Raw genomic sequence first — 17,450 nt, forward strand, 5'->3', positions numbered from 1 at the left:
GAGGTTTCTTGAGCCTGTCGGCGCGGCGACTACCCATTTCCCTGTGATGACCGCTGCGACTAGAACATGCCGCCGTTGACCGCGATCACCTGGCGGGTGATGTAGGCCGCATCCTTCGAGCACAGAAAACTCACGGTGCCGGCGATCTCCTCCGCCTGACCGGTACGCTGCATCGGGATCAGCTTGCGCACTTCGTCACGCGACAGCGCATCGGTCATGCGCGTGTCGATCCAGCCCGGCGCGACGCAGTTGACGGTGATCTGGCGCTTGGCCAGCTCCACCGCCAGCGCCTTGGTGGCGCCGATAATCCCGGCCTTGGCGGCACTGTAGTTGACCTGCCCGCGATTGCCGGTTAGCCCCGACATGGACGATAGGGTGACGATGCGCCCGGGGCGGCGGCGCTGGATCATCGGCATCACCAGCGGGTGCAGCACGTTGTAGAAACCATCCAGGTTGGTGCGCAGCACGCTGTCCCAATCCTCGCCCTCTAGCGCCGGGAACGGCTTGTCTGCGGTGATCCCGGCGTTACAGACCACGCCGTGATAGCAGCCGTGCTCGGCGATATCGGCTTCAAGCTGTGTCCTGACCGTCTCACGGTCGGTGACATCGAAGTGGATCAGTCGCGCCTGGCGACCCTCGGCCTCGACCGCCGCGCGCACCCGTTCGATGTCCTCGCCGGGTCGCCGGCAGTGCAGCGCCAGGTCGAAGCCGTCACGCGCGAGACGTAGGGCGATAGCTTCGCCGATGCCGCGATTGGCGCCGGTCACGAGAATGGTGTCGGAAGTCGTCTCTTTCATGCAGCCTCGAATACGAAATCGCCGCGCTCAGGCATCGCCGAGCGCGGGCAGGGAGTCGGGACGATAAAGCGTCAGGGTGCCTTCGGCCAGCGGTTCGGCGCCCTCATCGTCATCGCGCCACGCCAGCCGCCCACTGACCTGAGTGACCCCGTTGTCGGCAACGAAGTCGAGTGAGGCGACAACGACGATCTCGCGACCGAACGGCCAGTGTGCGAGGCGGCTGCGGTAGCGGCGGCTGCCGAGCAGCAGCCCGGGCGTGACCGGCTCACCGCTGGCGGCCGCGCGATAGCCGCCCCAGGCGGCGACCGTCTGGGCGATCCACTCGATGCCGACCCAGGCCGGGATGCCCGCCGCTTCGGCGAACAGGTCCTCGGGCTGTGTCAACGCTGTCGCCGTGGCGCTGTCATCGTCGACCGCGATCAGCTGCGCCAGCAGACACATGCCGCGGGCATGAGGGACCAGCGGTGCCACGGGACACGGCAGGACCGGGGCGAGCGGTGCAGGCGTGGGAGGGGGGGGAGCGAAAGTAGCCAAAGGTCGAGATCACGCGTCGTCGGTCAGGGTTAACAGCAGGCTGGCGTTGTTGCCGCCGAAGGCGAAGCTGTTGCTCAGGGTGCGGCGGGGAGCTCGCGCGGGTACCTCTGCGGCCAACACCAGCGGCAGCGGCGCCAGATCCGGGTCGTAGTCGCCGTCGAAACGGTGCAGCGGAAGCCGTCCCCGAGCCAGTGTCAGCCAGCAGAAGGCGGCCTCGAGGGCGCCGGCGGCGCCCAGCGTGTGTCCGGTCAAGGCTTTCGTCGAGCTGCAGGCCGGAGGCGTCGGAAACAGCGCCGTCACGGCGGCGGCTTCCATACTGTCGTTGAGCGGCGTGCCGGTACCATGAAGATTGAGATAGTCGATGTCGTCGACGTCATAGCCGGCCATGGCGAGCGCCTGGCGCATGGCGTCGACGGCGCCGCTGCCATCCGGTCGCGGTGCCGAAATATGGTGGGCGTCGGCACTCTCGCCGATGCCGGCGAGCTGTACGCCGCCGCCTTCCGGCGTGACCACGAACAGCGCCGCCGCCTCACCCAGGTTGATGCCGTCGCGCTGGCGCGAGAAGGGCAGGCAGGGATGGGCGCTCACTGCATCCAGGCTGGCGAAGCCGTTGACGGTGAGCTGGCACAGGCTGTCGGCGCCCCCGGCGATCACCGCATCGCACTGGCCGCTTTTCAGCAGGCGCCGTGCGCTGGCGAGGGCGCGGGCGCTGGAGCTGCACGCGGTGGAGAGGGCGTAGCAGGGGCCTTCGAGACCCAACCGGTCGGCAACGAAGCGCGCCGGCGCGCCGAGTTCCTGACGCGCGTAGGCGAAATCCTCGGGCAACGCGCCTTCGTGGCCGCTGGCGGCGATGGCTTGTTCGGTCTCGCCAATGCCCGAGGTACTGGTACCGATCACCACGCCGATCCGCTCGACAGGCACGCGTGCCAGCAGCGCTTCCAGGGCGGGACTGAGCCGGGCCAGCGCCAGCGCCAGCAGACGATTGTTGCGTGAGCGATGGTCGCGCGGCCAAGCGCTGGCGTCGGGTAGCGGCTCGTCAACCCGGCCCAGCGGCAGCGCGCGGCCGGGCGTGAAGGCATCGCTGAGGGGCAGATGACGTTCGCCACTGAACAGGGCGTCGGCGATGGTCTCCAGGTCGCTGCCGAGCGAGCAGACCACACCCGGGCGAGAGAGGCGGCAGGGGAAGGTCGATGTCATGGGCTGCCGTGCTCCTCCAGCGGCGTGATCGTCAAGCGGTAGCCGCCCTGGCGGTCATCCAGCGTCAGCGGCTGGCGGTGCCGGGGATCTGGCGGCGGGGTGATGCGCGCGGCCAGCCGCGCGTGATAAGTGATCTCTCGGGCATGCCGATCTTCGCTGACGTCCCAGGCACTGCCGGCAAATGCCTCGGTGAGCGTTGGCAGCGGCCACAGGCTCCACTCCAGGCGTGAGGCGAGCCAGGCCGGCGGTATCGGCAGCGGCGGTTCGCCGGGGGCGTCGCCGGCTTCGAAGCGGGCGCCTTCGGCATCGCGAACCAGCGTCGTCAGACGCTGGCCGTAGGGCGTCACCAGCACGGCACGCAGGGCTGCCGGCGTGATACGGATCACGGCCATCAGCGTGCGCGTCTCGCCGTCGTCGGGCGTGAAGGCGAGTCGGGCGCGCAGCGTCTCGTTGGTGGCGGCAGCGGCCAGCGGTGGTGAGGGCGAGACCGGCGGTGTCAGGCTGCAGGCACTCACGGCGAGTAGCAGTGCGGCGAGCCCCAGGCCGCCAAGCTTGCGACGTAGGGTGGTTCGATGTCTTTCCTGTGCGGTGGCAGTCACCCGGTCGATCACGTTCCGACTCCCTGCGTTTCGCTATCGTCGCCCGTCTTTCGGCGCAGGTGGCAGAGCGCCGCCAGCGTGTCGATGTGTCGGCGCGAGGCGCTGGCGAAGGGATTGCTGCGGTCCCAGGCATAGCCGGCCAGAATCGCGCTGATACGGGCACGGATCTCCGCTGGCGCATCGTCGTGGAAGATGATCGTCTGCAGGCGGCCGTCGTACCAGGCATCGACGAAGGCGCGGAAGGTCTCGATTCCCTCGCGCAGGGGGCGCTCGAACGCCGCCTCCCAGTCCACGGTTTCGCCGTCGAGCACGCGGTCGACCAGCGGTGCCGCCAGGCTGGCCGAGCGCAGGGCGATGGTGACGCCGGAGGAGAAGACCGGATCGAGGAATTCACCGGCATTGCCGAGCAGCGCATAGCCCGGGCCGTGCAGGCGGGAGACATCGGCGGAGTACCCGTGCAGTTCGCCGACCGCCCGCAGCGGCTCGGCGTCGGCGAGGAGTTCGGCAAAGCGTGGCTCGGCGTCGACCCACGCCTGCCAGCAGGCCGCGGGAGTGTCGCCGGCGGCGGCTAGCGTCGCGTCGTCGCCCACCACGCCGACCGAGGCGCGGCCGTCGCGGAAAGGGATCAGCCAGTACCAGATGTCGGGCTGCTGCGGATGCACGCCGATCAGGATCTTCTCGCGGTCGTGCCGCGGGTCGTCGGTGCGTATCTGCACATGGGTGAAGAGCGCACTGCGGGGCGCCAGGCGGGCGTCGCGCTCGAGCTGTTCGAGACGCGCCAGCACGCGGCCATAGCCGCTGGCATCGAGCACGAATCCGGCGCTCAGGGTTTGCGTCTCGCCAGTCTCGTCGCGCAGCGTGACCGTCGGGCGAGTCGCGTCGGCGACAAACGCCTCGACGCTGACGCCAAACCGAACCTCGACGCCCTTGGCGCACGCCGCGTCGATCAGGCGCTGATCGAAGTCGGCACGCTCGACCTGGAAGGTGGTGCCCCAGCCCGGGGTGAACTTCTCGCGAAAGTCGATGGCCGTTTCGTGGCCGTTCCGGGTGAAGGCGGCGCCATTCTTCGGCTGGTAGTCGGCGGCGATGACCGTTTCCAGCAGGCCGGCCTCCTCGAGGTGGCTCATGCACTGTGGCAGTAGGCTCTCGCCGATGGAGAAGCGCGGGAAGTGGCTGCGCTCGAGTACCAGGACGCGGCGCCCGAGGGTCGCCAGACGTGCTGCAGCTGCGGCGCCTGCGGGGCCGGCACCGATGACGATGACGTCGACGTCAGACATGTGTGCGCTCCTCGTGACTGTCGGTCGAAGGGGGACGCACCCAGGGCACCAGTAGCCAGACGCTGGCCAGGCCGATCAGGCAGGTCAGGCCCAGGTAGTGCAGTGCCGGGGTAGCGCTGAAGGCCAGCGTGCCGAACGCCAGCAGGCTGGTGAGCGTGGACAGCGTGATCGCCAGCCAGGCCGACGGCCGGCGGGCGTGCTCAACGTTGAAGATACCGGCATCGAGCCCGATCCCCAAGACCAGCAGCAGGCCCAATTGGTTGAAGAGGTTGAGCGGGACACCGGCGATGGCGAAGACCGACAGCACGATCAGCGTAGCGCCGAAGGGGGGCGCCACCACCCGCCACGCTCGCCGGCGATAGCGCCAGGCCAGGCCAAGGCTCATCAACGCCATGGCCAGCGCGACCCAGCCGGCGGTGTGGCGGCGCAGCTCGCCGAGCAGCAAGCCGATGCGCTCGACACGATCGACGTAGGTCACGCCGTCGCGGGTCTCGGCCAGGGTCGTCAGGCGGGCATCGACCTCGGCACTGCGCTCGCCCTGGAGTACCACCGTGGCAGCGACGTCTCCCGCCGGCGTCTCGCCCAGCCAGAGTCGCTGCTGAAACTGACCCAGCGGCGTCTCCAGCCAGGCGGCTATCGTCAGCGGCGTGCTCTCGTCGAGCGCCACTCGGGCACGTTCGGGTAGTGTCGATGGCAGCCCGGCGCGCGCGACCAGTGTCTCCAGCGGCACGGCGTAGAGCGTGCGGACACGCGCCAGATTGCGCTGCTGTTCGGCCAGTGTCGGCACGGTGTCGGCTAGCGACTGATAGTCGATCGCCAGGCCGTCCGCGATGGCCGCGTCGAGGGCCGTATCGAGCTCGCCGAGACGGGCCAGCAGCGCCTGTTCGTCGGCGGCGCGCACCAGGAAGTAACGGCTACCGGTATCGCGGTCGAGCAGGCGCTGAACACGGGCTTCGCTCTGCATCAGCGAGGCTGGCGAGGGGTTGAGCAGCTCAAGACTGTCGTCGCTGTCGAGGCGCCAGGCACACAGGGCGATCAGCAGCACAGCGGCGATCAGGGCGACCCGAGGCGAGAGACGTCGCCGCGGCTGGCTGAGCCGCCACCAGCGCTCGGCCAGCCGCGCGGTCGCCGGATTGGCGCGCAGGCGGAAGCGTGGCAGCCACAGCACCACGGTCAGCCAGGCGCCGATCAGCCCGAAGGCCGCGAAGGCGGCCATCTGGCGCAGGCCAGGCATGGGCGTCAGCGCTTGGGCGACGTAGGCGACCACGCTGGAGATCAGTCCCAGTGTCAGGCTCGGCAGCAGCCGGCGCAGGCGGAAGGCCGTTCCCTGGATGGCGCGGTCGCACTGCAGGTGCAGCACGTAGTCGATGGCGATGCCGATCAGGCTGGCGCCGAAGGCCAGCGTCAGCAGGTGCAGGCGACCGAATACGCCGAGCGTCAGTGTCAGGGCGAACAGCGAGCCGGCTAGCAGCGGCAGCATCAGCTGCAGCAGCACGCGCGGTGACCGGAAGACGAAGCCGATCAGCAGCAGCACGCCGACGAGCGATGCCGCGCCGATGGTGGAAATTTCGTGGCGTGCCTGGCGCGCGCCGGCGGCCGCGTGAAACACCAGTCCGGAGCGCAGCAGCTCGGCATCGGGATGGGCCTGCTGAAACGCCGTCAGCGTCTCGTGCAACGCCTGCTGTAGCGGCAGTGAATAGGGAGAGCCGTCGAGCTGACCGATCAGCACGCTGAAGCGCTCACCGTCGGCGTCTAGCGTCAGCAGGCCGTCGGCGGCGCGGATCGGACTGCCAGGCTGGGTTGCCAGCCACTGATCCAGCAGGGCGAAGGGATCGGCGACCGGGTCCGGCCGCGAGGCAGGCGAGAAGAGCCGGCGCAGGGCCGGGGCGACCAGCGACTCGCCGTTATCGGTGTCAATGGCCTGCTGCACCGCCGGGGTGAGCAGCCGATAGCGCCAAGCCCCCATCCAGTCGTGCGGATCGTCATCGGCGAGGTCGAGTTCGCGCCAGTCCAGGCCGGCGAGGCGCCCCGGCGTCTCGAGTGCCTGCAGGCGCTCGGCCAGCGCGCGAGTGGTTTCGCGCCGGTCGTCGCTATGCAGCAGCAGCAGGAATCGATCCTCGAAGCCGCGCCCGAGCGAGCGGTCCGCCTGCTCGGCAAGCGGTGCCTGGCGATCGGCGGGCAGCAGCGCGGTGAGATCGGTATCCGCCGGCACGCCCTGGCGCAGCATCACTGCGAGCCAGACGGCGCAGGCCAGCAGGACGACCAGCCATAGCCAGGCGAGTCGACGGGAACCCGGATGGCTCATGCGTCGGGCGCGAGGGTGTGTTGATCGAACAGGCGGACGTGGAGTCTGTCGCCCGTCGGGGTCTGCATCTCGAGACGCTGGAGATAGCGTTCACCGCCGTTCAGGATGATGCGCTCGATGCGTTCGCGCAGGGCGGCCTCCCGCGGAATCAGATTGACCGTCCATTGCGCCGCCTCGCCCGAGAGCGTGATCGAGAAGCGCGACTCCAGCGCCTGCCAGTCGCCTTCCAGCAGTTGCAGAAAGAGCTGGGCGACCTGCTCACCGCCCGGCGGGGCCTGGTCGCCGCTGCCGCTGGTGATCGCTTCCGGCGTCAGCTCGATGCGCTCCTCGACGGGCGCCTCCAGCTGCCAGACCACGCGTTCGCCCCGCACGAAACGGAAGCGCCCGCGGCTATCGAGGGTGCTGTCGAGGTCGGCAAGATAGCGTTGCTGCTCGAAGCTGCCGGCCAGCGAGGGTGTGGCCGCGAGTCGCTGCTGGAGATCGCCGAGATCGAAGGCCTGGGCGCTGACCGGTAGCAGGCACAGCAGCAGGCTCAAAAGCAGGATTCTGGGAGACATGCCTACGTCCTTGTGATGTCTGTCGTCATGAGGATTTCGCGCGCCGGCGTCGCTCAGCGAGGCGGCGGCGTGGTTTCCGAATCGCCGTCGGGGTGTGCGTCGTCGCAGTCGAGCCAGAAGGGAAAGAAGTTGAACCACTGCAGCGGGGTCGTCTCGCACTGACGGGTCAGCCAGTCGACGTAGCGCTGCATGGCGGCGTCGAGCCAGGCGCTGCGCTCGCGTCGGCCCAGGGCGCTGGTATCGTCAAAGGGCGCGAAGTCCACGCGGTAGCCGTCGTCGTCACGAAAGCAGCCGATGGTGTAGACCGGGCAGCGTAGCAGGCTGGCGAGCCAGAACGGGCCTTCCGGAAAGCGGGCCGGATGGTCGAGAAACGACAGTGTACGGGCCCGGCCGCTGTCGCTGATCGGCACCCGGTCGGCGGCGATGACCACGAAACCGCCCTCGGCGATGCGGCGACCCAGCGTCATGGCCGTCGAGGGCGTGATTTCGCTGACCTCGATGATCTCGGGCGGATGAGGGCGATGGGTCGAGCGTGCCAGCACTTCGTCGAACTGACGGGCGTTGCGCGTATGCATCAAGAGGGTGGCGCGGAAGTCCTCGCGCAGATCGCTCATCGCCGTGCAGATCTCCATGTTGCCGACATGGGAGACGAACATCACGCCGCCGCGACCGCTGCCGACGGCGTCGAGGAAGTGGCGACGCGATTCGTCGTCGAAGCGCACGTTCGGCGGAATGCCGCTCCAGGCATCGATCTTGTCCATCAGGCTCTGTCCGAAGCTGCGGAAGTGGCGCAGGCTGAGCCAGGTGAGATGGCGTGGCGGCTGGCCATGGCGGTGCTGCCAGAGACGCTTCAGATAGGTGTGCGAGGCACGTCGATGCAGGCCATGAGCGACGTAGTAGTAGGCGATGACCAGCGTCAGCATGATCTGGAACGGCAGGCGGCCGAGCCGGCGACGTATCCAGACCATGGCGCGGATGCCGGCGGCACTGCCGGTTTCGCGGATTCTTGACCAGTGGTGAGGGTTGCTGCTTGCCGGCGTCATGGGCGCGGTTCCACGCGTTGAGAAGGAAAGTGGGTACTCACTGGCGACTTTGGCCGTCGGCCGACGAGGCCCGCGGGCGCATTCGGTGGCGAGCGAGCAGCGCGGGCAGACGCGTCAGCATGCCTCCCAGCAGGCGCAGGTGCATGCCGGCGAGCAGGCAGTTGTCGCGCCATAGGGCAAAGTGCGAAATGCCGTCGACCGGATAGTGAACGCGAACCGGCAGGTTTTCCACCCGTCCGCCCTGCCAGTACCAGCGTACCGGCAACTCGCTGTCGAGCTGCATACGGTCGCCGCAAGGATAGCGCGATAGCAGGCGGTTGGTGGCCGCGACCGGGTAGAGCTTGACGCCACACATGGTGTCGCGCAGCGTGAAGGAGAGCGTCGCCAGCCACACCAGCGAGTGCGTGATGTAGCGTGAATAGAAGCGATGTCGCGGCACGCTGGCATCGAAGCGGGGATAACCGATGCGTAGCACCTCGTCGTCGGCGCGCAGCCCGCCGAGAAAAGGGGGCAGGTCGTCAACCTCGTGCTGGCCGTCGGCGTCGACCTGCAGCACATGGCTCAGGTTGCGCGCCGCCGCACGCTCGAGTCCCGCCCGCACGGTGGCGCCCTTGCCGCGATTGTGCGGCAATCTCACCAGATCGACATCGGCGGCCTCGGCGAGCCGGTCGAGGACCGCGGCACAGGCGAGATCGCTGCCATCATCGACGAGCAGGATCGGCTGCCCCAATGTTCGCAGTCGCATCAGCGTCGGGCCGATAGCCTCGGCATGGTTGTAGACCGGGATCAGAATCGCTGTCCGCGCGGGGCTATCCATCGACATCGGTGACCTCCCGTCGCAGAGGGAGGCGGCCGCTCGCATGCTGGCCCCGGGGGCTGTCGCACTGGACATGCAGCGTGGCGCGTTCGCCGTCGTCGCGAAGGGCAAGCGTTAACGTGAAGCGGTCACCGGGCAGCAGCGGCAGCGGGAACCGCAGTCGCTCCAGGCCGCCGAAGCCTCCGGGAAGCGCGAACAGACGGCTCGCCTGCTGCATCGCCCAGTGCACCAGCGTCACGCCCGGCAGCACCGGCTGGGAGTCGAAGTGACCGTCGAGATAGAGGCAGTGCTCGGGCACTTCGAGAGAGACGCACCAGCCTGTCGCCGTTGGCTGCTCGCCGAGCCAGCGCGGGGCGCGGCGGTCGTCGAGATCCTGGAACAGACGCTGGCGGATATCCACATCGAGCTTGCCCTGCGTGTTGGTCGGCCAACTGGCGACGAATCGCCAGTAGCGCGGCAGTACCGGGGTCTCGAAGCGGGCGCCCAAGGCCTGGCGCAGGTGCTTGACCATGGCGCGGTGGCTGGCGTGGTCGTGCGGTAACGCCTCGGGTGCGAGCTGGACCACCGCTGCCAGCCGGAGTTCCCGGCGGGCCAGTGGCAGCGTCAGTGCTCGTTCGACGCTGGGGAGAGCACCGAGTGCCTGATCCATGGCGGTCAGCGACAGCCGCTTGCCGCCGATCTTGACGATCCGGTCGGCGCGACCAAGGAGGTGGAAACCGCTCCCGATGGTTTCGATCCGGTCCGCCTGTCGCTGCCATGACGCACGCTCGGCCAGGTGCGGCGAACGCAGCCAGAGGCGCTGCTCGGCGTCGGTGTCCACCTCGACAGCCGGGAAGGGCGTCCAGGCATCGCCTTGCTGTTGTGTGCGCCAGGCGATGCCGCCGGTCTCGGAGCTGCCATAGACCTCATGCACTGGCGTGGCGAAGCTGTCGAACACGGCGTCGCTCGCGTTGCGGGAGAGCGGTGCGCCGGAGCTGTGGATGCGAGTGACCGCCTCCCGTACGGCAACCCACGATAATGCCTCGGGCAGTCGGGACAATGCCGGCGGGGCGCTGATCAGCGCAACGCCACATTCATCCTCGCGACACTGTTCTAGCCAGGCGTAGAGCGTTTCCGGATAGCGGCATGACTGCGTAGCGAAGGGGCTCGACTCGCACAGCGGGCGCAGGATCGCGAACAGCAGGCCGTAGATATGCTGATGACTGACCTGGCTGATGACGCGACGCTGCTCCAGTGGCCACAGTCGGACCTGCGCCTCGAGCTCGGCATCGAGCTGGTCGAAGCGCTTGTCCAGGCGCTGCGGGTCGCCGGTCGACCCCGACGTATAGAGCGAGACGGCGACCGAGGGCAGGGGCGCCGTGCCCCAGGTGGGTGACGTTCCCGAGCCCGGCGCGGGTTGGCTGCCGAGACTGCCCAGCGCGACGCCGCTGGCCGCGAGGGAGGCGAGCGTCGCCGGTTGGTTGTCAGCGGGCAGTACCAGCTGATCGCCGCGCTCCCAGATCGCCACCATCGCGGCGCTGAATTCGATCGGGTCGGGCTCGAACAGCAGCCACGTGCGATCGGGGTTGGCGAGCGAGTCGAGATGTTGCTGCCAGGCGCCGATGCGCCTCTGCCAGGTCGCGACGGTGATCGTCGCTGCCGGCTGCCCCGGCGAGGGTGGCTGCCAGGCAAAGGCGTCTTCGGCAGGACGCTGGCGCCAAGGGCGCTGGTCGAGTCTATAGGGCATCTTGGTGAGCCTCGGCGCGGCGTTTGACGCGTTGGCGTATGCACCATTCGCCAGCAAACATCGACAGCATCAGCCCGTAGGCGATGATGCCGTTGTAGAGCGTCCACAGATCCATGTCCGCGAAGAGCGCGGTGGCCAAGGCGATACCGCCATTGAGCGCGAAAAAAAGGCACCAGGCCTGAGTCACGCGGCGGGTATAACGCACGGCGTGGGGCGGCAGGTCCGGTTCCTGGCGTCTGGCCAGTCGTTCGATCAAGGGGGGCGGGTGGCGTAACCCATGCGCGAACAGTAGCAGCAGGGCCAGGTTGATCACGAACGGCCACAGGCGTAGACCGAGCTCCGCGCTGCCCGTCAGTAGCAGCAGGCCGATCAGGGCTGCCAGCGCCCAGCCCCAGCGGCGATGGGCCGACGGCAGTCGCCACCAGGCCAGCGCCGCCAAGGCTATCAGCAGTGGCCAGGCACCGTAGCGGGGCAGCAGATAATGCACCAGCAATGGCCAGAGCAGCCCCAGGGCGCCCAGCACGATCAGCAGCAGGCGCTTGCGGCCGTCGCTTGGTGTCTCGGCAAGCATGCGTCTCACACGCCTTACTTGACGCGCCGTGCTTCGACCAGCGCGGCCAGGCTCTTCAGGTTGGCGAAGTGCTGACGCGAGGATTCGGCGTCCGATTCCAGTGTGATGCCATAGCGCTTCTGTAGCGCCAGTCCCAGCTCGAGCGCATCGATCGAATCGAGCCCCAGGCCTTCGACGAACAACGGCTCCTGTGGGTCGATGTCGTCGGCGGTAACGTCCTCGAGCTCAAGCGTCTCGATGATCAGTTCCTTGAGTTCGTGCTCCAGCGCGGTCGTCGTCATCGTATCTGCGGTCCTTCATTGAGTCGTTATCGATCGGGGCCGATGCAACCACCGGCACGCCGCCGGCTCCTTGCCGGTCTTGTTTCCGAAGAGAGCCCCGGGCCCGGTGATCGCGGGCCGATTCGGGGCTCCTGGCTCGGAGGCTGCCGCTAGCGCCTTGGTTACCTGGCGTCTTGCGGTACGCTACTGCGTGTCGCTGGCGGGCTCCCAGCACCATTCTCGGTGCGTTCGCGCGCAGCGAATGAACGCCTGCTGTCCGGTCAGCCAGTCGATGATATCGAGTGGTTGAGGCGCCGGCAGCAACGCGTGATCGGGGCCGGTCTCGAGCGATCTGTCGACCAGACGCCGGGTATCGGCGCCGGGCACGAGCCCTAGGCGCAACGCCACGGCGGCGGCAAGGGTATTCGGGGCATAGGCGGCGAAGCGTTCGGGCACCGGTTGATCGCCGAAGACCACCAGCACGCTGGATTCGCCGTCGGCCAGATAGCCCCGGGCCTCCGCCATCAGCGCACCCCACTCCGCACCGCTGGCGGCAATCGCCTGCTGGCTGCGGCGGTTGCCGCTGGCGATGGAGTAGACACCGATAGTGGCGTTGTGCACGGAGAGACCGAAACGCGCAGGCGACAGGGGATCCCCGTCATCGAGCGCGTAGAGCATCTCCAGCGTGCGATCGCCGTCGCCGTGGCGGGAGGCGTGCAGCACCACGTGGTTCGACGCCGGGTCGAGCTCGAGGAGCATGTCGCAGACCGCGCGGCCGATCAGGTTCAGGCGCCGCCGCAGCATCGCGGGAATGGCCGTACCGGCGGGCTTGTCCCGCGTGTCCAGACGCGTGTTGCCCGCCGCATCGCGATGGGGTGTCCAGCCTCGCCAGTCCTGTAGATAAAGATCCGTCATCACGCCGTATCGAACATCCAGTGGTCACGGGTTTTCGCATCATAACGGATTCGGGCCGCGACGCCGTGCAAGCAATATGCATTCGGCGAGATTGGCAGTCGTCATGGTCGGCGGGGAGGGGGCGGTGCGGATCGCTGCGCCGGGATGCAGGTTCCGAGCGCGTCACATAAAAGCGCCGGACCGGAGCCCGACGCACTCGGGAAGGACGATTCCACGAGTCAGGATAGCGTACCGCCGGCTCCCGCCGACTGATTTAACCCATGCTAATTATTGAGTTATCTCGGTGAATCTACGGCTTTTTTCGCCGTTTTCCCAGAGCCGCCCCTTTCGGTGGCGCACTTTCGGGGGCGTTATTTTGCGTGCGTGGCTTGCTGTTGATAGTGACAAGCCTACTGACGCGACCTGGCCTTGCCAAGCGAGGCAATAAAATAGTTGTACAGTTCCTGTACTGATTGCTAATCTTGGTTAGGTATCGTCGGGTCAGGATGACCAGATGGCAGGACGCCAATCACCAAGGAAGGTGGTATCGGCAGGGAAGCGGCGCGCGGCAGGACGCCACACACTCGCATCGGAAGCCGTTTTTGATGATACGCCCCCGACACGCCCGGCAGCCGCTGGGCGTTGTTTTTATTGGCGAGGGGCTTAGTTTTTTTTACTGGTGAGGGGCTTAGCGGCTGCAGGGGTCGTCCAGCGGTGCTTCACGCGGGCGGAAGCGACGCGAGAGGGCGTCGACCGCGATGTTGAGCGCCGCTGTGATCAGCAACAGGAAGAAGGCCTGGTCGAACATCAGATATTCGAAGCTGGAATCGATGTAGAACCCGAGCGTGGCCACACCCAGCATGCCGAGAATCGCCGTCTCACGCAGAATGACCTCGGCGCGGTAGCAGATCAGCGCCAGCAGGTTGGGATAGAGTCGCGGCAGCAGCTCATAGGCGTAGCGGCCACTCGCGGGCAGCCCCGGCATGCCAGGCGTCAGTCCATCCGCGTGGCGGGCAACGAGAAAGGCAATCAGCGCACCGTTGTGCAGCGCCAGCGCGAGCCACGCCGGCAGCATCGATGGGCCGAGCATCAGTAGAAAAATGAACGCCAGCATCAGTTCCGGCGTCGAGCGCAGCACGACCAGCAGCAGCCGCCCGCCGGCCCGCTGCCAGCGGTGGCCGAAATGCCGACTGGCCAGCGGCCATAGCAGTAGCGCGAGCACCAGGCTTCCGACCGTTCCCATCAGGGCCAGCAGCAGGGTGTTACCGATCGCCGGTAGCAGATCGGGGATGTCGGCGAGCCAGGCGCCCATTCCGACGATATCGCCTTCCAGTAGCGGTGCTGGCCAGAGATCGTGGCTGACGAAGCGCCATAGCAGGTCGCCATCGACGGCCGGCCAAGGCCCTAGCCAGAAGAGTGCCCCGACCAGGAGCAAAGGCAGCAGGCGTCGATGCCCCCACACTGGCAGCGTGGCGATCAGCAGATAAAAGAGCCACAGCAAGGCGCCGGCCTCGCCAAAGCGACCCTCGCGAAACGCGCTCTCCAGGTAGAACCCGAGTGTCGGCAGGCCGACAAAGCCGAGCAGCACACTGGCCCGCATGGCGCATTCGAAGCGATAGCGGGTGTAGCTCGCCAGCCGCCCCCACACCAATGGTAGCTCCGTGTAGAGAAAGCGCGAGAGCCGATCGACGCCAGGCGGGAGCGCATCGCCGGGTGCCTTCGGCGTCAGTTCCAGAATCTCCGCATAGACCTTGGCGAAGATTCCTGCGTAAGGGATGGCGAGCGCGGCGAGCGCGGTGATGGCGGAGAGGCCGAACACCTGCAGGAACAGCAGCGCCCAGAACAGTTCATGAATCGCGCGAATAAAAGCACAGAACCCCCGCAACAGTCGCGACCGATGGAACAACAGCGCCAGCGGAAAGCCCAGCAGAGCGCCGAGGAAGGTCCCCCAAAGGGCGACACTGACCGTGAGCGCGATGGCTTGCAGTGGGCTTTCCAGTGCCAGCCAGTTCGGCCAGGCGAAGCCGAGCGCCATGCGCTGCAGCTCGTGCCATGGGTCTGCGGCGGTGACGTCGAGATCGGCTAGCGGCAGCAGCAGCACGCAGAGCGCCACCAGCGCCAGCGAGCGGCGGGCGAGCACGAGGCCGGGGCTGTCGCCGCGCAGCCAGCCGGGCGCGCGGCTCATCGGGATACTGCCCGGGCGCCGTCGTGCGACGCCGCGGGGGCGGCATCCGGGTAGAGGGCGTCCAGTTGTGCCAGGGTCAGCGCATGGCTGGGGGCGTCGAGGACGACCTGGCCGTCGCGCAAGCCGATGACGCGGTCGAAATGGCTCAGCGCCAGACGGTGCTGGTGCAGGGCGATCAGGCTGGTCGCGTGGCGATCATGAATGCGTTCGAGCAGGCGCACGGCCTGGTGCGGATCGACGCTGGCCAGCGGTTCGTCGCCAAGGAACAGCTCACGGGACTGGTAGAAGGCGCGGGCGATGGCCACGCGCTGGCGCTGACCGCCGGAGAGCGTCTCCACCGGCCGGCGTATCAGGCCCTCGAGGCCAAGTTCATCGCACAGTGTCTCGATCGCTTGCCAATCCGCCGGGTAGGGGCGCAGCAGATTGCGCAGATTGCGCCAGGCAGCGTGGCGCTCCAGACGGCCCATGTAGACGTTGTGATAGACCGACAGCAGCGGTACCAAGCCGTGACCCTGCGGGCACCAGGCTGCGCGCGCGTGGAGACGCCGACGAACTTCGCCCAGCAGGGTCGACTTGCCGGCGCCGCTCTGGCCAAGCAGGGCGACATGCTCCCCGTTGTCGAACGTCAGGTCGAGCGAGGGCAGCACGACCTGGGCGCCATGGCCCAGGTCGGCCTGTTCGAACCTCAGTAGTGGCATTGGTTCAGCGCAGCAGACCGATCGATTTGCCGACCGACTCGATGGGCGCGTAGTCGTCATTGCTGGCGGGAATAAAGCCGGAGCGGGGGAAGCTCTCGAGCAGTGCCGGATCGGTCATGTCGAGCAGTGCCTGCTGGACCTTGTCGGTAAAGCCCTCGCCGTAGCGCTCGTCCGCGTCGCCTCGCAGCGTCCACTGGTAGTCGGGGTAAGTGGGCGACTCCCAGATGACTTCGACCTTGTCGGTATCGACGCGGCCATCCTCGACGGCGGCCTGCCAGACGGTGAAGTTGACCGCGCCGATATCGTAGGTGCCGGATTCGACCAGCGCGATCGTGCGCGAATGGTCGCCGGAGAAGCCGACGCGAGAGAACACTTCCTCCGGGGCCTCGTCGAAGCGCTGGCGGATGAAGTGCTCCGGCATCAGGCGCCCCGAGGTCGAGGTCTTGGCGCCGAAGGTGAACGAGTGATCCCGAACCGCGTCCGGCAGGTTGTCCTGTTCGGGTTCGATGCCGGTCTCGGTGTTGGCGATGAAGTAGCTGCTGAAGGCGGCGTCTTCTTCGCCCTGGGCAATCGCCTGCGAGCCCGGCACCAGCTGGCGCGCCTGGACGCCGGAGAGCCCACCGAACCAGGCCAGCTGGACCTGATCGTTGCGGAAGGCGGTGACGGCCGCGCCGTAGGAAGTGACCGGGACATACTCCACGTCGACACCGAGCTGCGCCGAGAGATAGTCGGCGACCTTCGAGAAGCGCTCGACCAGGCGCGACTGGTCCTCGTCGGGAATGGCGGTGAAGCGGAACGTGTCGGCGTGGGCCAGCGAGCCGACGGTCATCAGGGCCAAGACAGCGATCCAGCGAAACATGGAGGGAACCTCGATCCGTTCAGGGGGGGGCTTATGATAACCGGATTCTTGCGCGCGGATTAAGCCGATCGTGGTTGTAAGTGATCGCTGACAGGTTCGGCACTGCCGTCATGGCGTCGGCGGTGGAAACTTGGTCGGCCGCAGGCTCTCCTTGATGGTCTTCAGATGCGGCAGGAAGGACTCGCCTCGGCGCAGGGTGACGCCGGTGGCCAGCACATCGATCAAGGCCATGTGGATCATGCGCGAGGTCATCGGCATGTAGACCTCGGTGTCTTCCGGCAGGTCGATCGGCAGCAGTTCGGTGCAGACCTCCGCCAGCGGCGAGCCTTCGCGGGTCAGGCCGATGACCAGCGCACCACTGTCGCGTGCCAGGCGTGCGACGTCGACCAGATCGCGGGTGCGCCCGGTGTAGGAGATCACGACGATGACGTCGCCGGTGTGGGCGGCGGCGGCGATCATGCGCTGCATCAGGACGTCATTGTGCGCAGCGACAGGCAGGTTGAAGCGGAAGAACTTGTTCTGCGCGTCGAAGGCGGCAGGTGCTGAGGCGCCCAGCGCGAAGAAGTGAATCTGGCGCGCCTGCGACAGATGATCGACGATTCGCTCAATGCGCTTGGGATCGATGGCGCGTCGTGCTTCGTCCAGCGCGGCGATGGTCGCCCCGATGATCTTGTCGGTATAGGCGGCGGCATCGTCGTCGCTCTCGACGCTGCGGCTGACGTAGGGCGTGCCGCCCGCCAGACTCTGCGCCAACTGGATCTTGAAGTCGGGATACCCCTTGGTGTCGAAGTTGCGACAGAAACGGTTGACCGTGGGTTCGCTCACCGTGGCAGCCTGTGCCAGAGTGGCTATGCTCATGCCAATCGCTGCGTCGGGATCCTGCAGGATGACGTCTGCCACCTTGCGCTCCGAGCGATTCAGTTCGTCGACCCGCGAGCGGATACGGGCGATGAGATCATGGACGGCCATGTGGCGGGGTCTCTCCTAGAGGCGAATGGTCGGATCGAGCGGCGCAGGCCCTGCATCCTAGCCTGCGAGGCGGGGTGCGCCAAGTCGATGGCGGCAGGGGCATGACCCGAGGCCGACGACGCGCGCTATACTGGTGCGCGCGGCGGTAATTTTGTTACGCGG

17 protein-coding genes are annotated in these 17,450 nt (G+C 67.4%); all 17 read right to left on the minus strand.

Annotated elements, in window-relative coordinates; all coding sequences use genetic code 11:
- Positions 1-59 precede the first annotated feature (59 nt).
- The 17 genes from fabG to hexR all read right to left on the minus strand — a co-directional run bounded on the left by fabG (position 60) and on the right by hexR (position 17,288).
- Complete coding sequence (gene fabG / locus MC381_RS11695) at positions 60-797, minus strand: 3-oxoacyl-ACP reductase FabG (RefSeq protein WP_251977923.1); 738 nt, start codon at positions 795-797, stop codon at positions 60-62.
- Between the two features lie 27 nt (positions 798-824).
- Entirely contained in the window at positions 825-1,268 is a 444-nt protein-coding gene (locus tag MC381_RS11700; protein ID WP_251977924.1) for a hotdog family protein, read from the minus strand.
- Between the two features lie 72 nt (positions 1,269-1,340).
- Positions 1,341-2,528, minus strand: coding sequence for a beta-ketoacyl-ACP synthase (locus MC381_RS11705; protein WP_251977925.1), 1,188 nt, complete (start codon positions 2,526-2,528; stop codon positions 1,341-1,343).
- A complete protein-coding gene (locus tag MC381_RS11710) occupies positions 2,525-3,139 on the minus strand; it encodes a DUF3261 domain-containing protein (protein WP_251977926.1) in 615 nt (204 codons plus the stop codon). The genes MC381_RS11705 and MC381_RS11710 overlap by 4 nt, the downstream gene beginning before the upstream one ends.
- Positions 3,136-4,404: an NAD(P)/FAD-dependent oxidoreductase gene (locus MC381_RS11715; protein WP_251977927.1), complete on the minus strand. Its 1,269-nt coding sequence runs from the start codon at positions 4,402-4,404 to the stop codon at positions 3,136-3,138. The genes MC381_RS11710 and MC381_RS11715 overlap by 4 nt, the downstream gene beginning before the upstream one ends.
- A complete protein-coding gene (locus MC381_RS11720) occupies positions 4,397-6,709 on the minus strand; it encodes an MMPL family transporter (protein ID WP_251977928.1) in 2,313 nt (770 codons plus the stop codon). The genes MC381_RS11715 and MC381_RS11720 overlap by 8 nt, the downstream gene beginning before the upstream one ends.
- On the minus strand, positions 6,706-7,266 hold the full coding sequence (locus MC381_RS11725) for an outer membrane lipoprotein carrier protein LolA (RefSeq protein ID WP_251977929.1): 561 nt from the start codon (positions 7,264-7,266) through the stop codon (positions 6,706-6,708). The genes MC381_RS11720 and MC381_RS11725 overlap by 4 nt, the downstream gene beginning before the upstream one ends.
- Positions 7,267-7,319: 53 nt before the next feature.
- Positions 7,320-8,309: a lysophospholipid acyltransferase family protein gene (locus MC381_RS11730; RefSeq protein WP_251977930.1), complete on the minus strand. Its 990-nt coding sequence runs from the start codon at positions 8,307-8,309 to the stop codon at positions 7,320-7,322.
- A 37-nt stretch (positions 8,310-8,346) separates the two neighbouring features.
- Positions 8,347-9,132 (minus strand): glycosyltransferase family 2 protein, encoded by a 786-nt coding sequence (locus MC381_RS11735; protein ID WP_319022841.1) that lies wholly within the window; start codon positions 9,130-9,132, stop codon positions 8,347-8,349.
- Positions 9,119-10,852: an ApeI family dehydratase gene (locus MC381_RS11740; protein ID WP_251977931.1), complete on the minus strand. Its 1,734-nt coding sequence runs from the start codon at positions 10,850-10,852 to the stop codon at positions 9,119-9,121. The genes MC381_RS11735 and MC381_RS11740 overlap by 14 nt, the downstream gene beginning before the upstream one ends.
- On the minus strand, positions 10,842-11,423 hold the full coding sequence (locus tag MC381_RS11745) for a COG4648 family protein (protein ID WP_251977932.1): 582 nt from the start codon (positions 11,421-11,423) through the stop codon (positions 10,842-10,844). Before MC381_RS11745 ends, MC381_RS11740 begins: the two co-directional genes overlap by 11 nt.
- 14 nt (positions 11,424-11,437) lie before the next feature.
- Positions 11,438-11,704, minus strand: a complete 267-nt coding sequence (locus MC381_RS11750; protein ID WP_251977933.1) for a phosphopantetheine-binding protein — start codon at positions 11,702-11,704, stop codon at positions 11,438-11,440.
- 183 nt (positions 11,705-11,887) lie between these two features.
- Complete coding sequence (locus MC381_RS11755; protein ID WP_251977934.1) at positions 11,888-12,598, minus strand: beta-ketoacyl synthase chain length factor; 711 nt, start codon at positions 12,596-12,598, stop codon at positions 11,888-11,890.
- A 667-nt stretch (positions 12,599-13,265) separates the two neighbouring features.
- Positions 13,266-14,762 (minus strand): PhnE/PtxC family ABC transporter permease, encoded by a 1,497-nt coding sequence (locus tag MC381_RS11760; protein ID WP_251977935.1) that lies wholly within the window; start codon positions 14,760-14,762, stop codon positions 13,266-13,268.
- Positions 14,759-15,460, minus strand: coding sequence for an ATP-binding cassette domain-containing protein (locus tag MC381_RS11765; protein ID WP_251977936.1), 702 nt, complete (start codon positions 15,458-15,460; stop codon positions 14,759-14,761). The genes MC381_RS11760 and MC381_RS11765 overlap by 4 nt, the downstream gene beginning before the upstream one ends.
- Before the next feature lie 4 nt (positions 15,461-15,464).
- Positions 15,465-16,319: a putative selenate ABC transporter substrate-binding protein gene (locus MC381_RS11770; protein WP_251977937.1), complete on the minus strand. Its 855-nt coding sequence runs from the start codon at positions 16,317-16,319 to the stop codon at positions 15,465-15,467.
- 108 nt (positions 16,320-16,427) lie between these two features.
- Positions 16,428-17,288: a transcriptional regulator HexR gene (gene hexR / locus MC381_RS11775; protein WP_251977938.1), complete on the minus strand. Its 861-nt coding sequence runs from the start codon at positions 17,286-17,288 to the stop codon at positions 16,428-16,430.
- Positions 17,289-17,450: the final 162 nt, after the last annotated feature.

Source organism: Salinicola avicenniae, from assembly GCF_023736115.1.
GTDB classification, from domain to species: Bacteria; Pseudomonadota; Gammaproteobacteria; order Pseudomonadales; family Halomonadaceae; genus Salinicola; species Salinicola avicenniae.

Coding starts and splice junctions, on each gene's coding strand:
- fabG (WP_251977923.1), bottom strand. CDS start 797: ATGAAAGAGACGACTTCCGACACCATTCTCGTGACCGGCGCCAATCGC.
- MC381_RS11705 (WP_251977925.1), bottom strand. CDS start 2,528: ATGACATCGACCTTCCCCTGCCGCCTCTCTCGCCCGGGTGTGGTCTGC.
- MC381_RS11715 (WP_251977927.1), bottom strand. CDS start 4,404: ATGTCTGACGTCGACGTCATCGTCATCGGTGCCGGCCCCGCAGGCGCC.
- MC381_RS11720 (WP_251977928.1), bottom strand. CDS start 6,709: ATGAGCCATCCGGGTTCCCGTCGACTCGCCTGGCTATGGCTGGTCGTC.
- MC381_RS11725 (WP_251977929.1), bottom strand. CDS start 7,266: ATGTCTCCCAGAATCCTGCTTTTGAGCCTGCTGCTGTGCCTGCTACCG.
- MC381_RS11730 (WP_251977930.1), bottom strand. CDS start 8,309: ATGACGCCGGCAAGCAGCAACCCTCACCACTGGTCAAGAATCCGCGAA.
- MC381_RS11735 (WP_319022841.1), bottom strand. CDS start 9,132: ATGTCGATGGATAGCCCCGCGCGGACAGCGATTCTGATCCCGGTCTAC.
- MC381_RS11740 (WP_251977931.1), bottom strand. CDS start 10,852: ATGCCCTATAGACTCGACCAGCGCCCTTGGCGCCAGCGTCCTGCCGAA.
- MC381_RS11745 (WP_251977932.1), bottom strand. CDS start 11,423: ATGCTTGCCGAGACACCAAGCGACGGCCGCAAGCGCCTGCTGCTGATC.
- MC381_RS11750 (WP_251977933.1), bottom strand. CDS start 11,704: ATGACGACGACCGCGCTGGAGCACGAACTCAAGGAACTGATCATCGAG.
- MC381_RS11755 (WP_251977934.1), bottom strand. CDS start 12,598: ATGACGGATCTTTATCTACAGGACTGGCGAGGCTGGACACCCCATCGC.
- MC381_RS11760 (WP_251977935.1), bottom strand. CDS start 14,762: ATGAGCCGCGCGCCCGGCTGGCTGCGCGGCGACAGCCCCGGCCTCGTG.
- MC381_RS11765 (WP_251977936.1), bottom strand. CDS start 15,460: ATGCCACTACTGAGGTTCGAACAGGCCGACCTGGGCCATGGCGCCCAG.
- MC381_RS11770 (WP_251977937.1), bottom strand. CDS start 16,319: ATGTTTCGCTGGATCGCTGTCTTGGCCCTGATGACCGTCGGCTCGCTG.
- hexR (WP_251977938.1), bottom strand. CDS start 17,288: ATGGCCGTCCATGATCTCATCGCCCGTATCCGCTCGCGGGTCGACGAA.